Origin of the sequence: Micromonospora sp. URMC 107 (assembly GCF_051386315.1) — a bacterium.
Lineage (GTDB): Bacteria > Actinomycetota > Actinomycetes > Mycobacteriales > Micromonosporaceae > Micromonospora.
The window spans coordinates 41,391-56,876 of the sequence record NZ_JBPQTK010000028.1; the positions used below are offsets into that span (position 1 = coordinate 41,391).

The following is a 15,486-nucleotide window of genomic DNA, read 5'->3' on the forward strand; positions in this document are numbered from 1 at the left end:
TTGTGGGCGTGAACTTCGACGCGTACGCCCGGACCGGCGTTGACCTCGTCAACGCCCGCCTGGACGACCTCGACGACCTGCGGGCCCTCTTCCCCGACGACAACGCGTGGATGCGCGACGAGGTGGCGGAGCGGGATCTCGCGACATTCCGGCGGGCGCAGAAGCGGCTGCGCGACGTCTTCGAGTACGGCACCTCCGGGCGGGACGCCCGGGCGGTGACCGAGCTCAACGCGCTGCTGGAGGCGTTCCCGGTGCAGCCCCGCATCTCCGGGCACGACTCCAGCGACTGGCACATGCACGTGACCAGCCGGGGCGCCTCGGTGAGCGCCGAATACCTGGCCGGCGCGGTCTGGGGGCTGTCGGTCTGGCTCTGCGAGTACGGCAGCGCCCGGTTCGGGGTGTGTGCCGACGAGCGCTGCGGCAACGTCTACCTCGACACCTCGTCCAACTGCTGCCGGCGGTTCTGCTCGGAGCGTTGCGCCACCCGCTCGCACGTGGCCGCCCACCGCGCCCGCAAGCGCGCGGCCATCGGCGAGCAGGCCGGCGCGAGCGCCAAGGAATCGCTCACCACGGTCGTCTGACGCCCGGCCCGGTCGGCGCTCAGGCGTCGACCGGGGACGGGGTGCCGAGGTGCTGGCGGGCGAACTCCAATGCCTCCCGCAGGTCGGCCTCCCGCACGGCGCGGCTCTTCGCGCCCCGGGTGGTGACCTCCACGGCGACCGAGCCGGTGAACCCGCGCCCGGCCAGCGAGGAGAGCAGCTCGCCGCAGGGCTGGGTGCCGCGACCCGGCACCAGGTGCTCGTCGCGGCCCTCGCCGGTGCCGTCGCCGAGGTGCACGTGGGCCAGGTTGGCGCCCATCCGGTCGGCCATCGCCATCGAGTCGGTGTGCGAGGCGGCGCAGTGCGACAGGTCGAGCGTGTAGGAGGCGTAGCCCGTCTCGGTCGGGTCCCAGCCCGGGACGTACGGCACGAACTGCCGCCCCGCCATCCGGACCGGATACATGTTCTCCACCGGGAAGCGCAGGTCCGGGTACTCGGCGGCGATCGCGGCGAGCCCGTCGGCGAAGTTGCGCGCGTAGTCGCGCTGCCAGGTGAACGGCGGATGCACCACCACGGTGGGCGCCCCGAGCGTCGCCGCCAGCTCGGCGGAGCGGCGCAGCCGCTCCCACGGGTCGGGGCTCCACACCCGCTGCGTGACAAGCAGGCAGGGCGCGTGGACCGAGAGCACCGGGACGCCGTAGTGCTCGGCGAGCCCGCGCAGCGCGCCGGCGTCCTGGCTGACGGCGTCGGTCCAGACCATCACCTCGACGCCGTCGTAGCCGAGCGCGGCGGCGAGCTGGAACGCCGCCGCGGTCCGTTCAGGGAAGACCGAGGACGTGGACAGGAGCACGGGGACGCGGGAAGTCACACCATCGAGGGTAGCCGGGGTCGATCGACAGCTCGTGACGAGAGACCGCAAACCGCGCGAATCACACGGGGCCGCCTCTCGTCCGCGACCAACGGGGTCCGCACGCTCACTCCGGGCCGCCTTTTGTTCGCGACCGCGGAGTCCGCAAGCTCACTCCGCACGCTCACACCGGGCCGAGCTGGTCCAGCCGCCGCAGGATCACGCCCTCGCGCAGCGCCCAGGGGCAGATGTCCAGCGCCTCGACGTCCAGCCGGCGCAGCACGGCCTCGGCGACGACCGCCCCGGCGAGCAGCTGGTGGGCCCGGCCGGCGCTGACCCCCTCCAGCTCGGCGAGCTGGGCCGGCGGGATGTGCCGGATGAACGCGAGCACCTGCCGCAGCCCGGCGCGGGTGAGCCGGCGCGGTGCCCACAGGCCGGCGCCGGAGGGTGCCGCACCGGCCAGCCGGGCCAGGGTCCGGAACGTCTTCGAGGTGGCCACCGGCCGTTCCCAGCCCACCGCGGTCATCTGCGCGACGACCGGTTCCAGCAGCCCGTCGACGTACGCCCGCAGCTCGTCGACGGCCTCCGTCGGCGGCGCCACCGCGCTGTCGGGGTCCACCCGGAGCCGGTCGCGGGTGAGGCGGCCGGCGCCGAGCGGCAGGGAGACCGCGACGGCCGGGTCCTCGTCGATGCCGGCCGCGATCTCCAGCGAGCCGCCGCCGATGTCCAGCACCAGCAGCCGGCCCGCCGACCAGCCGAACCAGCGCCGCACCGCGAGGAAGGTCAGCCGCGCCTCGTCCGCGCCCGGCAGCACCTCCAGGCGTACGTCTGTCTCGTCGCGCACCCGGGCCAGCACCTCGGCGGCGTTGGTGGCGTCGCGGACGGCGGAGGTGGCGAACGCGATCAGGTCCTCGGCGCCCAGCCCGACGGCCGCCGCCTTGGCCATGCCGACCGCCTTGACCAGGCCGTCCGCGCCGGCCTCGGTGAGCGCGCCGTCCGGGCCGATCTGCTCGGCCAGCCGCAGCATGACCTTCTCCGAGTGCGCCGGCCAGGGGTGCGCCCCGTGATGGGCGTCGACCACCAGCAGGTGCACCGTGTTGGAACCGACGTCGAGGACACCCAGTCGCATGCTGAAGACACTAGGGCCAACCGGATTGCGCGGCTCGGCGGACCGGTGGGGGCACCGGGCGTACGCTGGGCCGGGTGACAGGCCAGATCGAACTCCGCGTGCTGGTGGACGACCCGGACGACCCGCGCAGCCGTGAGGTGTCCCTGGACTTTCCCCGGGAGTGGATCGAGTTCCCCGACCCGGCGGACGACAACCACCTGATCCGGGCCGACCTGACGTGGTTGCTCTCCCGCTGGACGTGCATCTTCGGCCGGGGCTGCCACGGCATCGTCGCCGGCCGGGCCGCCGACGGCTGCTGCTCGCACGGCGCCTTCTTCACCGACGCCGAGGACGAGCAGCGGGTCCGGGCCGCGGTGAAGCGGCTGACCCCGTCGACGTGGCAGCACTTCCGGCGCGGGTTCAAGAACTGGACCGAGAACGACACCATCGACGGCAAGAACTCCGCCCGCCGCACCGCCACCCAGGGCGCGGACGGGCCGTGCGTCTTTCTCAACGACGCCGACTTCCCGGCCGGCGCGGGCTGCGCCCTGCACGCCCAGGCGCTGCGCGACGGGGTGCACCCGCTGGAATACAAGCCGGACGTCTGCTGGCAGCTGCCGATCCGCCGCGACCAGGAGTGGGTGAAGCGGCCGGACAACACGAAGGTGCTGGTCTCCACGCTCGCCGAGTTCGACCGGCGCGGCTGGGGCGCGGGCGGGCACGACCTGGACTGGTGGTGCACCTCCTCCACCGACGCGCACGTCGGCACCGAGCCGATGTACGTCTCCTACGGCCCGGAGCTGACCGCGCTCATCGGCGCCCCCGCGTACGCGAAGCTGGCCGAGGTCTGCGGGGCGCGCGGGCGGCAGGGCCTGGTCGCCCCGCACCCCGCCGACGGCGCCTGACCGACCGACGACGGGGCCCGCGCGCGGCGCGGGCCCCGTCGTGCGTACGCCGATCAGGGCTCGAACTTGTAGCCCAGACCCCGCACGGTGACGATGAAGCGCGGCGCGGACGGCTCCGGCTCGACCTTGGAGCGCAGCCGCTTGACGTGCACGTCGAGGGTCTTGGTGTCGCCGACGTAGTCGGCCCCCCAGACCCGGTCGATGAGCTGACCCCGGGTGAGCACCCGGCCGGCGTTGCGCAGCAGCAGCTCCAGCAGCTCGAACTCCTTGAGCGGAAGCTGGACGGGGGCGCCGTCGACGGTCACCACGTGCCGCTCGATGTCCATCCGGACCGGGCCGGCGGCCAGCGTCGGCCCCCCCGACTCGGCGGCCTCGGCGCTCTGCCGCCGCAGCACCGCCCGGATCCGGGCGACCAGCTCCCGGGGCGAGTACGGCTTGGTGACGTAGTCGTCGGCGCCGATCTCCAGGCCGACCACCTTGTCGATCTCACTGTCCCGGGCGGTGACCATGATGATCGGCACGTGCGAGCGCTGCCGCAGCTGGCGGCACACCTCGGTGCCGGACATCTCGGGCAGCATCAGGTCGAGCAGCACGATGTCGGCGCCGGTCCGGTCGAACTCGGTGAGGGCGGAGGTCCCCGTCGCGGCGACGGACACCTCGAAACCCTCCTTGCGGAGCATGTACGACAAGGCGTCGGAGAACGACTCCTCGTCCTCGACCACCAGAACGCGGCTCAACGGAACTTCCTTTCCATGTGCTGTCAGACCTGCCGGAGCTCGGCCGGACCGGCCTCGATCCCAGCGGAGGGCGGTGTCGCCAGGACCTCGTCCGAGCCACGGGTGGGCAGCCGGAGGGTGAACGTCGACCCACCACCAAGAGTGCTCGACACCTCCACCCTCCCGCCATGGTTGCCGGCGATGTGTTTCACGATGGCCAGCCCCAGGCCGGTGCCGCCGGTCGATCGGGACCGGGCCTGGTCGGCCCGGTAGAACCGCTCGAAGATCCGGTCGACGTCGGTCGGGGCGATCCCGATGCCCTGGTCGGCGACGGACACCTCCACGTGTTCGTCGGTGGCGCGGGCGGTGATCCGGACGGTGGTGTCCTCGCCCGAGTAGTTGACGGCGTTCTCCACCAGGTTCGCCACGGCCGTGGCGAGCTGGGTGTCGCTGCCGTGGACGGTCAGGCCCCGCTCGGCGTCGACGGTCACCTCGATCCGCCGGGCGGCGGCGGAGGTGCGGGTCCGGTCGATCACCTCGGCGATCACCCAGTCGATCGCGACCGGCTCCGGGGGCGGCTGCGGCTCGGCGCCCTGCAGCCGGGTCAGCTCCAGCAACTCCTGCACCAGGCGGCCCAGCCGGGTCGACTCGTGCTGGATGCGCTCGGCGAACCGGCGGGCGGCGACCAGGTCCTCGGAGAGGTCGGGCGCGCCCGCCCCGGCCGGCTCGGTGGCGTCCAGCAGCGCCTCGGCGAGGAGTTGGAGGGCGCCGATGGGGGTCTTGAGCTCATGGCTGACGTTGGCCACGAAGTCCCGGCGGACGCGGGCCAGCCGGTGCGACTCGGTCACGTCCGACGCCTCGACGGCGATGAAGCCCGCCCCGATCCCCATCGCCCGCAGGTGCACCCCGAGCGGGTTCACCCCGGCGTTGTCGCGGCCCCGCGGCAGGTCCAGCTCGATCTCGCGCCGCACGCCGGTGCGGCGCACCTGCCCGGCGAGCGTACGGATCAGCGGGTGGGCGGCGATCGAGCCCTGGGTGGGACCGGTGCGGAGCAGCCCCATCGCGCGGGCGGCGGGGTTGACCAGGACGGGCAGGTCGTCCGGGTCGAGCACGACCACGCCGGCCCGCAGCGAGTCGATGGTCCGGCGGCCGATCCCGGACTGCGGATCCTCGGCGATCGGGTGCCTCCCCCTGTTGAAGGGGAAGCCGGACCGGCTCCCCGTCCGCGTGGCGCGCTCGCCCGGCGCCGGGACGAGCCGGGGCAGCAGCAACCCGGCGATCAGCCCGACCGCCAGTGCCACGGCCACCGCGACCGTCTCCGCCCATTCCACCCGGCGATCGTAGGGTCATTGTTAACCTGGGAACCCCCGCAAATGGGATGAATCACCTTCACTTCCGGGAAAGTTCACTCCCGCGTCCGGCGTCGTTCACCGAGGTTCACCTCGGGTCCGCCCGTCCGACCTACCGTGGGCGGCGCACCTGCTCCCCGCCGACCTCCGGGCCGGCGACCACCGACCACAGGACGTGACAATGCGCGACGAGTTCCGGGCTGACCTGCAGATCGTCAGCCAGCTGCTGGTGGACATGGCCGAGGGGGTCCGGGCCGCGATGCGGCAGGCCACCCGCGCCCTGCTCACCGCGGACCGCCGGGCGGCCGAGACGGTGATCGAGCGGGACGCCGAGATCGACGAGCTCTACCGGCACGTCGAGGAGCGGGTCTGCGACCTGCTCGCCCGGCAGGCCCCGGTCGCCTCCGACCTGCGCGCGATGATCACTGCGCTGCACGTCGCGGCCGACCTGGAGCGGATGGGCGACCTGGCCGACCACGTCGCCAAGACCGCCCTGCGCCGGCACCCCTCGCCGGCCGTGCCGGCGGAACTGCGGCCGACCTTCACCGACATGGCCGCCATCGCCGACCGGATGGCCATCAAGATCGGCTCGGTGCTCGCCAAGCCCGACGCGGACCTCGCCGCCGAACTGGACGGCGACGACGACGCCATGGACGACCTGCACCGGAGCCTGTTCGGGCTGCTGCTCGGCGAGGACTGGCCGTACGGGGTGGAGACCGCCATCGACGCCACCCTGCTCGGCCGCTTCTACGAGCGCTTCGCCGACCACGCCGTCAACGCCGGCGAACACGTGGTCTACCTGATCACCGGCCAGAACGCCCCCACCCCGAACTGAGCCACGGACGAGGGCCCCTTCCCCGCTCGTCGCGTGGGGGAAGGGGCCCTCGTCGTGGCTACGTCAGCGGCCCTGGTTGGCCACCGCGGCGGCGGCCGCCTTGGCAGCGGCCGGGTCCAGGTACGTGCCGCCCAGGGTGAGCGGGCGCAGCTGCGGGTCCAGGTCGTAGCGCAGCGGGATGCCGGTGGGGATGTTGAGCTTGGCGATCGCGGAGTCGGAGATCTGGTCCAGGTGCTTGACCAGGGCGCGCAACGAGTTGCCGTGCGCGGCCACCAGCACCGTCCGGCCGGCCAGGATGTCCGGCACGATCGAGTCGTACCAGTACGGCAGCATCCGCTCGACGACGTCCTTGAGACACTCGGTGCGCGGCATCAGCTCGCCCGGCAGCAGCGCGTAACGCGGGTCGCCGACCTGCGAGAACTCGTCGTCGTCGGCGATCGGCGGCGGCGGGGTGTCGTACGAGCGGCGCCAGAGCATGAACTGCTCCTCGCCGTACTCCTCCAGGGTCTGCTTCTTGTTCTTGCCCTGGAGGGCGCCGTAGTGCCGCTCGTTGAGCCGCCACGACCGGCGCACGGCGATCCAGTGCCGGTCGGCGGCGTTGAGCGCCAGCTCGGCGGTGCGGATCGCGCGGCGCATCACGCTGGTGTGCACCACATCCGGCAGCAGGTCGTGCTCGCGCAGCAGCTCGCCGCCGCGGCGCGCCTCGTTCTCGCCCTTCTCGGTCAGGTCGACGTCGACCCAGCCGGTGAAGAGGTTCTTGGCGTTCCAGTCGCTCTCGCCGTGCCGCAGCAGGACCAGCGTCCCGACGGTGGGCCCCTCGCTAGCAGTCATGCCGATCATCCTGCCGCACGGCGTCGGACGACGCGCGGGCGGTGGTCGTGACGACCACCACGTGGAAAAGGCGCTGCCCGGACATCCGGCCTGGCACTAGGTTGTAAGGCGCAATAATCAAGGCGGTCATTACGGGGCGGGGGCGCCGAACGTGCGGACGATGCGGGGTTGGTTCCGGGACACCACCGGCGGCCTGCCGGTCACCTTCTGGTACCTGTGGGCCGGCACGCTGATCAACCGGCTCGGCTCGTTCGTCCTGGTCTTCCTCGCCATCTACCTCACGCAGGAACGCGGCTTCTCCCCGTCGCAGGCGGGGCTGGTGCTCGGCCTGTGGGGTGTCGGCGGCGCGCTCGGCACCACCGCCGGCGGCACGCTGAGCGACCGCTGGGGCCGCCGGCCCACCCTGCTCACCGCGCACCTCGGCGCGGCCGCCATGATGCTCGCGCTCGGCTTCGCCCGGGAACTGTGGGCCGTGGGGCTCGGCGCCCTGCTGCTCGGCATGTTCGCCGAGGCGGCCCGGCCCGCGTTCGGCGCGATGGTGATCGACGTGGTGCCGGAGAAGGACCGGCTGCGGGCCTTCTCGCTGAACTACTGGGCGATCAACCTCGGCTTCGCCAGCGCGGCGATCCTCGCCGGCCTCGCGGCCGAGGCCGGCTACCTGCTGCTCTTCGTGGTCGACGCGACCACCACCGTGATCACCGCACTGATCATCTTCGCCAAGGTGGGCGAGACCCGGCGGGCCCCCACCGGCGCGGTCGCCCACGAGGGCGGCGGCGCGCCGGTCGGGGCGCTGCGCACCATCCTGCGCGACCGGGTCTTCCTCGGCTTCGTGACGCTCAACCTCTTCGCCGCGTTGGTCTTCCTCCAGCACATCTCGATGCTGCCGATCGCGATGGGCGACTCCGGCCTCAGCCCGGCCACCTACGGCTCGGTGATCGCGCTCAACGGGGTGCTGATCGTCATCGGCCAGCTCTTCGTGCCCCGGCTGATCAGGGGCCGGAGCCGGTCGCACGTGCTCGCCCTGGCGTCCGTGGTGATGGGCGTCGGGTTCGGGCTCACCGCCTTCGCCGACACCGCCTGGTTCTACGGCCTGACCGTGCTGGTCTGGACGGTCGGCGAGATGCTCAACTCGCCGTCCAACGCCACCCTGATCGCCGAGCTCTCCCCCGCCGAGCTGCGCGGCCGATACCAGGGCGTCTTCTCCCTCTCCTGGCAGGGGGCGGCCGCGGTCGCGCCGGTCCTCGGCGGCCTGGTCCGGGAGCAGGCCGGCAACGCCCAGCTCTGGCTCGGCTGCGCCGCCATCGGCGGACTGATGGCGCTCGCGCACCTGATCGCCGGCCCGGCCCGGGAGCGCCGGGCCGCGACCCTGCGGACGGCCACCGGTCCCGTCGTGCCGGTGGTGGCGATCCGGCCGCCCGCCCCGCAGGCGGCCGAGGCGGCGGCGACGGCCCCCGCCGAGCCGGTGGATCCGGCGCGGGGCGACGGCCTGCCGGACAGGGGCCCGGGGCGGACGGCGGAGCCGACCGGAACGCGGTGACCAGCGACACGCTGGCGCGGCAGCGCTCGGCTTCCTACCGTCGAGGTCGCTTCGGTTAGGAAACAAAACTGTCGGGAGGACGGGTGCGGGCCCTGCGCCGCTGGCTGGACGACACCGCGGGCGGGCTTCCCGCCACCTTCTGGTACCTCTGGGCCGGCCTGCTGATCAACCGGGCCGGCGCCTTCGCGATGCTCTTCCTGTCGCTCTACCTGACCGAGGCGCGGGGCGCGAGCGAGGCGCTCACCGGGACGGTCGTCGGGGCGTACGGGTTGGGCGGGGCGGCCGGAGTGCTGCTCGGCGGGGTGCTGGCCGACCGGTGGGGCCGGCGGTCCACCCTGCTCGCCGCCCACCTGGTCACCGCCGGGCTGATGGTCGGGCTGGCCTTCAGCCGGCACCTGGCGATGATCGCGGCGCTCGCCGCCCTGGTCGGGGTGGCGCACTCGATGCCCAGCCCCGCCTTCGTGGCGGCGATCGTCGACGTGGTGCCCGAACGGCGTCGCTCCCGGGCCTTCAACCTCCAGTTCTGGGCGTTCAACCTGGGCATGGCCGTGGCCTCGCTGCTGGCCGGCCTGCTCGCCGAGGCGAGCTTCGTCGCGCTCTTCCTGGTCGACGCCGCCGCCACCGTCCTCGCGGCGGCGGTCATCGCCTGGAAGGTCCCGGAGACGCTCCCCCGTCGCGCCGCCACGCCTGCACCGATCTTGGACACTTCCCGTTCCGACCGGACGGCAGGTGTCCAAGATCTTCGGCCGGCACCGGTCGGCGGAGCGGCGCCGCTGCGGGCGGAGGCCGCGCGGCAGACGGAGGCGGGGCGGTCGCGGCAGCCGGGGCTGCACACCGCGCTGACCGACCGCACCTTCCTCACCTTCGTGGGCCTGACCTTCGTGCTGGCCGTGCTGACCATGCAGACGTCGACGATCATGCCCCTGGCAATGCGGTCGGACGGCCTGCGCCCGTCGGCGTACGGGGCGGTGGTGGCCCTCGGCGGGGTGCTGATCGTGCTCGGACAGCTCTTCGTGCCGCGGCTGATCGAGCGGCACCGCAAGGACCGCGTCCTGGCCGTCTCCACCGCGCTGCTGGCGCTCGGCTTCGCCACCCTCGCGTTCGCCGACGACGTGGCGGTCTACCTGGCCGCGGCGGTGGTCTGGACGGTCGGCCAGATGCTCGCCGCGCCGCCCAACGCGCAGATCAACGCCGATCTCGCCCCGCTGGAGCTGCGGGCCCGCTACCAGTCCGTGTTCTACCTGGCGTTCCCGGCGGCGTCGTTCGTGGCGCCCACCCTCGGCGGGGTGAGTCTGCAGTACCTCGGGGACCGGCACTGGCTCATCGTCGGCGGGCTGGGACTGCTGGCCGCCGGCTGCCACCTGCTGGCCGGCCCACCCCGCGAACGCCGCGTCGCCGCTCTCCGCCAACTCTCCACCCCGACCGCTGCCGCTGCCGCTGCCCCCGGCCCCGCCCCGGTGCGCGCCTCCGTGCGTTGATCATGAGGTTGGCGGCGGCCCTGGAGATCCACACCGCCGCCAACCTCATGATCAACGCGGGGCGGGAGCGCCGGCAGGAGCCGGGCGGGCCGGCGGGCGGGCAGCAGAACGCCCATCGCGACTCGTGATCGCGATGGGCGTTCGCACCGTATGACCGGCGGCGGCGGGCGAAGCCCACCCCCGTAGGCGTCGCCCGCTCACGCCGCCGGTCCAAACAGGTGGCCACCGTCCCCCAACGGTGTTGTTCCACCCGTCCCCTGCGCCTCGCTCGGTGCACGGATCTGATCGATCCACCGCTCCCCCGAACGGTTCCAAGCGTGGCGCGGTGCAATAAAGTTAGTTCGCCCGGGATTACGAAGACAACCTGGATGGGCTGTCTCGCCGGTCACAGCTCCGTCGTCGGACCGGAGTGCCCCCGCCTCGGGTCTCGGTCATGGCCAACAGCGCTTACCCGTCGACCATTCCCCCAAACACGTCAGGCGTCCTCACGATCGGGCGATTCCGTACGGAAGAAGTTGCTCGGTCGGCCGTCCCGGAGCTGCTCCTGGTAGATCAGGTTCAGCTTCCGCTCGTCGAAGGTCCGGAACCACTCGTCCCAGGTGATCTCGCGTACCCGGCTGCTCTCCCGGTAACCCGGCATGTTGAAGGTGAGCACGCCGGCCCGGCCCTCCCGCTCGGTGCCCGCGATCGTCGCCGGCCTGGCGCCGCGCTCCCCCGCCCAGCGCCGGATCACGTCGTGGTTGGTGGTGACCAGGCTGCGGCCGGGGCGCTCCGGCCGGTCGGCGGTGGACGAGATGAGCTGCGAGGAACGCACCGACCGCGAGGTGCTCCGCCCGGTCCGGGCCCCGGTCGCCGTACCGCCGCGCGTCGTGCCCGCCCGCGACGGCGCCGGCGCCGACGTGCGGGCCGCAGAGGACGTGCGGGCCGGCGTGGATGCGCGGGCCGCTGCGGACGTGCGGGACGGCGCGGACTTCCGGGCCGCCGACGTGGTCTTCTTCGCCGGGGCCGCCTTCGCGGCGGCCTTGCGGGCCGGCGCCTTCCTGGCCGGCGCCTTCTTCTCGGCCGCTCTCTTCTCGGCCGCCTTCTTCGCCGCCGCCTTCTTCGCCGGGGCGGTCTTGTTCGCCGCCTGCGCCCGGCCCGGAGCGGCCTTGCCCGCCGCCCGGCCCGATGCCGCCTTCTTCGTGGCGGCTGCCCGCCCGGCCGACGCCCGCGTGCCCGTCGCCCGGCCGGCGGGCCCGGTGCTGCGACGCGCGGCACCACCCGAGGGGCGCTCCGCCCGCAGGGTCTTCGCCAGCGTCTTCACCAGTTCCGGCTTGCGCAGGGCGGAGATGCCGGAGACCCCGCGCTTGCGGAGCTGTCCCCGGATCTCGTCCACCTTCATCCGGGAGATCTCGGACTCGGAGACATTCGGGGTGTTCGGGGTCTGGTTGCCCGCCTGCCGTTTCGTCCTGGTCGCAGTCCCGCCGCGACCTGAGCTGTTCCGCTGAGCCATGGGACGCTCACGCTCCTCGACAGTTGGTCCTCGGCGCGCGGCCGGTCCCAGTGCCGCACCGCGCGGTGCGGCATACCCGTCAGGACCGGTCCGAACCTCCGACCGGGGCATCCGCGCCCGAGGCGTCGGCGGTGGCACCCGACTGCCCGGGCCCACCGCCGCCCGGGGACGGCTCGAAGAGGTGCGCGAACGCGGCGAGGTTGGCGGTGGACTCGCCCCGCTTGACCCGCCACTCCCACTCCCGCCGAATCGAGCTGCCGAAGCCGATCTCCAGCATGGTGTCGAAGGACTCGTCGGCGTACGTCAGCACCGCGCCCAGCAGCCGGTCCAGCTCGTCGGCGTCGATACCGGCGGGGTTGACGCGACCGGTGAGGTAGACGTCGCCGACCGCGTCGACGGAGAACGAGACGCCGTACATGCGGGCGTTGCGCTGCAACAGCCAGGCCCACAGCTCCTCGCGCCGCTCGTCCGGCTGGCGCATCACGAACGCCTCGATCCGCAGCGCGTGCTCTCCGACGATCAGGTTGCAGACCGTCTTCAGCTTGTGGGTGCCCGGCAGCGTGACCGCGTACGAGCCCGGGCCGGTCGACTCCCAGGCCAGCTCCCGCTCGTCGCAGACCGACTCGATCAGGGCCGCAAGATCGCTCTTCCCGCTCATCGGCTCCACTCTACGGCCGCCACCGCCCCGGCACCCGGCGGCGACGGCCGGCGCGACCGGTCACCAGGAGCAGGACATCGCCGGGCCGCCGGCCAGCTCGGAGGCGAGCCGGGCCCGGTGCGCGGCGATCGCCTCGCCGTAGACGGCGAGCAGCCCGGAGGCGGTGCGGTGCCAGGAGAAGTTACGGGCGTGCCGCGCGGCGCCCCGGGCCAGTTCGGCGCGGTGGAGCCGGTCCGGCAGCAGGCGCCCGAGCGTACGGGCCCAGTCGGCAGGGTCGTGGCCGTCGATCAGCACGCCGCTGACCTCGTCCCGCACGGCGGTCACCAGGCCGCCGACGGCGGCGGCCACCACCGGCGTACCGCAGGCCTGTGCCTCCAGCGCGACCAGGCCGAAGGACTCGTTGTACGACGGCACCGCGACCAGGTCCGCGGCCCGGTACAGGGCGGGCAGGTCGTCGCCGGTCTGCGGGGGCAGGAAGCGCACCCGGTCGGCGACGCCGAGCGTGGCGGCCAGCTCCATCAGGGCGGTCGGCCGGTCCAGCCCGCTGCCGCTGGGGCCCCCGCAGATCACCACGGTCACCTCGCCGGCGAGCACCGGGTCGCGCTCGCGCAGCGCGGCCACCGCACGGATGAGCACGTCCGGGGCCTTCAGCGGCTGGATGCGGCCGACGAAGGCCACCACGTAACCGGTGGCGGGCAGCCCGAGCCGACGACGGGCGGCGGCCGCGACGCGATCACGGTTCCCCGGCGCCGGGCGGAACCTCTCCAGGTCCACGCCGGGCTCGACCACCGCGACCCGGGTCGGATCGGCGTCGTACCGGTCGATCAGGTCGCGGGCCTCGACCGTCGTGTTCGCGATCAGCCGGTCGGCCTCGGCGACCACCTGCTCCTCGCCGATGACACGGGCCTTCGGCTCGGGCCGGTCCCCGGCGGCGAGCTGGGCGTTCTTGACCTTCGCGAGCGTGTGCGCGGTGTGCACCAGCGGCACCCCCCAGCGCTCCTTGGCCAGCCAGCCGACCTGCCCGGAGAGCCAGTAGTGGGAGTGGATCAGGTCGTAGTGGCCGGGCGGCCGGGACGCCTCGGCGCGGAGCACGCCGGCGGTGAAGGCGCAGAGCTGCCCCGGCAGCTCCTCCTTGGTGAGCCCGCCCAGGGGGCCGGAGTTGACGTGCCGGACGTGCACGCCCGGCGCCGTCTCGACGATCGGGGGGAGGTCGCGGGAGGTGGCCCGGGTGAAGATCTCCACCTCGACGTCCGCCTCGGCCAACCGCCGGGCGACCTCCAGGATGTAGACGTTCATGCCACCGGCGTCGCCGGTGCCCGGCTGGTGCAGGGGTGAGGTGTGCACCGAGAGCGTCGCGATCCGCCGGGGGCGGGGCCACGGGCGCGCACCGCGCTGACGACCCACACCGGTGTGCAACTCCGCCACGTCCGCTCCCTTTGTCACGGTTGATGCCGTCCGCACGCCCGGCGCCTTTCGGACAACGTCCCCGGCCAATGTCATCTTCCCCATCGGGCACGCGTAATGCGCCGGGACGGCGCCCGGGCGTGACGGACCTCATCACCGCGCCACCGGCAGCCACCCCCGCCCTCCGGGGGAGAATGACCGGATGACCTCTGTCGCCGTCGTCACCGGAGCGTCCAGCGGGATCGGGGCGGCCACCGCCCGCCGGCTCGCCGCCGAGGGATTCCACGTCCTCGCCGCCGCGCGGCGTACCGACCGGTTGGCCGCCCTGGTGGCCGAGATCGAGGCCGCGGGGGGCGCGGCCACCGCCGTGGCCTGCGACGTCACCTCCGACGAGTCGGTGGCCGGCCTGGCCGGGGCGGCGGCGGCCCTGGGCCCGGTCACCCTCCTGGTCAACAACGCCGGCGGCGCGCGCGGCCTGGACCCGGTCGAGTCCGGGTCGGTCGGCGACTGGCAGTGGATGTACGACGTCAACGTGCTCGGCACGCTGCGCGTCACCCAGGCGCTGCTGCCCGCGCTGGAGGCGTCCGGGGCCGGCACCATCGTGGTCGTCTCCTCGACCGCCGGCTTCACCGTGTACGAGGGCGGGGGCGGCTACGCCGCCGCGAAGCACGCGCAGACCGCGATCGCCGGCACGCTGCGGCTGGAACTCTGCGGTCGACCGGTGCGCGTCATCGAGATCGACCCCGGCATGGTCAGGACCGACGAGTTCGGGCTGGTCCGCTTCGCGGGGGACGCCGAGCGGGCGGCGGCGGTCTACGCCGGGGTCGCCGAGCCGCTGGTCGCCGAGGACGTCGCCGACTGCATCGCCTGGTGCGCGACGCGCCCGCAGCACGTCAACGTGGACCGCCTCGTCGTACGCCCGCTGGCCCAGGCCGCCCAGCACAAGGTGCACCGGGTCGGCTGAGCCGGCCCGGACGGTCGCGGACGATGGCGGGCACGGCGCGGCACCGGCCGCTCGGCGTGGTGACCCGGGGGACGACGAACCCCAACCGGCTCCGCCGCGTGGACAACTGGATCGTCGAGACCTGCGGCAACGCGCTGCGCGCGGCGGCCGACCCGCTGGTGGTGGACCTCGGCTACGGCGCCAGCCCCGTGACCGCCGTCGAACTGCGTGCCCGGCTGGCCACCGCGGTCCGCCCCGACGTGCGGGTCGTCGGGCTGGAGATCGATCCGGTACGCGTCGCCGCCGCCCAGCCCTCCGCCGACCCGCCCCGGCTCACCTTCGCCCGGGGCGGATTCGAGCTGGCCGGGCTGCGGCCCGCCCTGGTCCGCGCGTTCAACGTCCTGCGTCAGTACGACGAGCGCGAGGTCGCCGACGCCTGGCGCACCGTGACCGCCGGGCTGGCCCCGGGCGGGCTGCTGGTCGAGGGCACCTGCGACGAGCTGGGGCGGCTCGGCGGCTGGCTGCTGATCGACGCCGACGGCCCCCGTACGCTCACCCTGGCCGCGAAGCTCACCACCCTGGGCACCCCGGCGGAGCTGGCCGAACGGCTACCCAAGGCGCTGATCCACCGCAACGTGCCCGGCGAGCGGATCCACGACCTGATCCGCGCGCTCGACGACGCCTGGCACGCCGCCGCCGGCTACGCCCCGTACGGCCCCCGCCAACGCTGGCTGCGCGCGGTGTCCGCCGTACGCGGGGCGGGCTGGCCGATCCTCGACGGCCCCCGCCGCTGGCGCCACGGCGAACTCACCGTCCCCTGGCCCGCCATCTCCCCCACCTGACC

Annotated in this window: 16 protein-coding genes; 8 read left to right on the plus strand and 8 right to left on the minus strand. The window is 73.8% G+C overall.

Going from position 1 to position 15,486, the window contains the following annotated elements; translation table 11 throughout:
* The first annotated feature begins 8 nt into the window (after positions 1-8).
* Positions 9-581, plus strand: coding sequence for a CGNR zinc finger domain-containing protein (locus ACSNN9_RS09570; protein ID WP_358083116.1), 573 nt, complete (start codon positions 9-11; stop codon positions 579-581).
* 19 nt (positions 582-600) lie between these two features.
* Here ACSNN9_RS09570 and ACSNN9_RS09575 read toward each other — a convergent pair whose 3' ends face one another.
* Both ACSNN9_RS09575 and ACSNN9_RS09580 read right to left on the minus strand, forming a co-directional pair.
* The gene (locus tag ACSNN9_RS09575) at positions 601-1,407 is read right to left on the minus strand and encodes a sugar phosphate isomerase/epimerase family protein (protein WP_436672615.1); all 807 of its coding nucleotides are present in this window, start codon (positions 1,405-1,407) and stop codon (positions 601-603) included.
* Positions 1,408-1,570: 163 nt separating this feature from the next.
* The gene (locus ACSNN9_RS09580) at positions 1,571-2,515 is read right to left on the minus strand and encodes a Ppx/GppA phosphatase family protein (protein WP_436672617.1); all 945 of its coding nucleotides are present in this window, start codon (positions 2,513-2,515) and stop codon (positions 1,571-1,573) included.
* 74 nt (positions 2,516-2,589) lie between these two features.
* On the opposite strand from ACSNN9_RS09580, the gene ACSNN9_RS09585 reads away from it, so the two are divergent.
* Positions 2,590-3,399, plus strand: coding sequence for a hypothetical protein (locus tag ACSNN9_RS09585; RefSeq protein ID WP_436672618.1), 810 nt, complete (start codon positions 2,590-2,592; stop codon positions 3,397-3,399).
* A gap of 53 nt (positions 3,400-3,452) precedes the next feature.
* On the opposite strand, the gene ACSNN9_RS09590 is transcribed toward ACSNN9_RS09585, so the two are convergent.
* Complete coding sequence (locus tag ACSNN9_RS09590) at positions 3,453-4,136, minus strand: response regulator transcription factor (protein WP_088998216.1); 684 nt, start codon at positions 4,134-4,136, stop codon at positions 3,453-3,455.
* Positions 4,137-4,159: 23 nt separating this feature from the next.
* Positions 4,160-5,446: a sensor histidine kinase gene (locus tag ACSNN9_RS09595; protein WP_436672619.1), complete on the minus strand. Its 1,287-nt coding sequence runs from the start codon at positions 5,444-5,446 to the stop codon at positions 4,160-4,162.
* A gap of 199 nt (positions 5,447-5,645) precedes the next feature.
* Here ACSNN9_RS09595 and phoU point away from each other — a divergent pair, with 199 nt between their 5' ends.
* Entirely contained in the window at positions 5,646-6,299 is a 654-nt protein-coding gene (phoU, locus tag ACSNN9_RS09600) for a phosphate signaling complex protein PhoU (RefSeq protein WP_436672621.1), read from the plus strand.
* A gap of 63 nt (positions 6,300-6,362) precedes the next feature.
* On the opposite strand, the gene ACSNN9_RS09605 is transcribed toward phoU, so the two are convergent.
* Positions 6,363-7,130: a phosphoglyceromutase gene (locus ACSNN9_RS09605; protein WP_358083131.1), complete on the minus strand. Its 768-nt coding sequence runs from the start codon at positions 7,128-7,130 to the stop codon at positions 6,363-6,365.
* Positions 7,131-7,281: 151 nt separating this feature from the next.
* On the opposite strand from ACSNN9_RS09605, the gene ACSNN9_RS09610 reads away from it, so the two are divergent.
* The 3 genes from ACSNN9_RS09610 to ACSNN9_RS09620 all read left to right on the plus strand — a co-directional run bounded on the left by ACSNN9_RS09610 (position 7,282) and on the right by ACSNN9_RS09620 (position 10,273).
* The gene (locus ACSNN9_RS09610) at positions 7,282-8,667 is read left to right on the plus strand and encodes an MDR family MFS transporter (protein WP_436672623.1); all 1,386 of its coding nucleotides are present in this window, start codon (positions 7,282-7,284) and stop codon (positions 8,665-8,667) included.
* Positions 8,668-8,750: 83 nt separating this feature from the next.
* Positions 8,751-10,145 (plus strand): MFS transporter, encoded by a 1,395-nt coding sequence (locus ACSNN9_RS09615; protein ID WP_436672624.1) that lies wholly within the window; start codon positions 8,751-8,753, stop codon positions 10,143-10,145.
* 2 nt (positions 10,146-10,147) lie between these two features.
* The gene (locus ACSNN9_RS09620; protein WP_436672626.1) at positions 10,148-10,273 is read left to right on the plus strand and encodes a hypothetical protein; all 126 of its coding nucleotides are present in this window, start codon (positions 10,148-10,150) and stop codon (positions 10,271-10,273) included.
* A 347-nt stretch (positions 10,274-10,620) separates the two neighbouring features.
* On the opposite strand, the gene ACSNN9_RS09625 is transcribed toward ACSNN9_RS09620, so the two are convergent.
* The 3 genes from ACSNN9_RS09625 to mshA all read right to left on the minus strand — a co-directional run bounded on the left by ACSNN9_RS09625 (position 10,621) and on the right by mshA (position 13,720).
* A complete protein-coding gene (locus ACSNN9_RS09625; RefSeq protein ID WP_436672627.1) occupies positions 10,621-11,526 on the minus strand; it encodes a hypothetical protein in 906 nt (301 codons plus the stop codon).
* Positions 11,527-11,716: 190 nt separating this feature from the next.
* Entirely contained in the window at positions 11,717-12,295 is a 579-nt protein-coding gene (locus tag ACSNN9_RS09630) for a YbjN domain-containing protein (protein WP_436672629.1), read from the minus strand.
* 60 nt (positions 12,296-12,355) lie between these two features.
* Positions 12,356-13,720 carry a D-inositol-3-phosphate glycosyltransferase gene (mshA, locus tag ACSNN9_RS09635; RefSeq protein WP_436672631.1) on the minus strand — a complete coding sequence of 455 codons (1,365 nt, stop codon included), beginning with the start codon at positions 13,718-13,720 and terminating at the stop codon, positions 12,356-12,358.
* Between the two features lie 181 nt (positions 13,721-13,901).
* Here mshA and ACSNN9_RS09640 point away from each other — a divergent pair, with 181 nt between their 5' ends.
* A complete protein-coding gene (locus ACSNN9_RS09640; RefSeq protein ID WP_436672632.1) occupies positions 13,902-14,663 on the plus strand; it encodes an SDR family NAD(P)-dependent oxidoreductase in 762 nt (253 codons plus the stop codon).
* A 23-nt stretch (positions 14,664-14,686) separates the two neighbouring features.
* Positions 14,687-15,484, plus strand: coding sequence for a class I SAM-dependent methyltransferase (locus tag ACSNN9_RS09645; RefSeq protein WP_436672633.1), 798 nt, complete (start codon positions 14,687-14,689; stop codon positions 15,482-15,484).
* The last annotated feature ends 2 nt before the right edge of the window (positions 15,485-15,486 follow it).

What these genes read in the sequence shown, in the direction of transcription:
- ACSNN9_RS09630 (WP_436672629.1), bottom strand. Translation starts at nt 12,295, where the DNA reads ATGAGCGGGAAGAGCGATCTTGCGGCCCTGATCGAGTCGGTCTGCGAC.
- ACSNN9_RS09645 (WP_436672633.1), top strand. Translation starts at nt 14,687, where the DNA reads ATGGCGGGCACGGCGCGGCACCGGCCGCTCGGCGTGGTGACCCGGGGG.
- phoU (WP_436672621.1), top strand. Translation starts at nt 5,646, where the DNA reads ATGCGCGACGAGTTCCGGGCTGACCTGCAGATCGTCAGCCAGCTGCTG.
- ACSNN9_RS09580 (WP_436672617.1), bottom strand. Translation starts at nt 2,515, where the DNA reads ATGCGACTGGGTGTCCTCGACGTCGGTTCCAACACGGTGCACCTGCTG.
- ACSNN9_RS09605 (WP_358083131.1), bottom strand. Translation starts at nt 7,130, where the DNA reads ATGACTGCTAGCGAGGGGCCCACCGTCGGGACGCTGGTCCTGCTGCGG.
- ACSNN9_RS09640 (WP_436672632.1), top strand. Translation starts at nt 13,902, where the DNA reads ATGACCTCTGTCGCCGTCGTCACCGGAGCGTCCAGCGGGATCGGGGCG.
- ACSNN9_RS09625 (WP_436672627.1), bottom strand. Translation starts at nt 11,526, where the DNA reads ATGAAGGTGGACGAGATCCGGGGACAGCTCCGCAAGCGCGGGGTCTCC.
- ACSNN9_RS09620 (WP_436672626.1), top strand. Translation starts at nt 10,148, where the DNA reads ATGAGGTTGGCGGCGGCCCTGGAGATCCACACCGCCGCCAACCTCATG.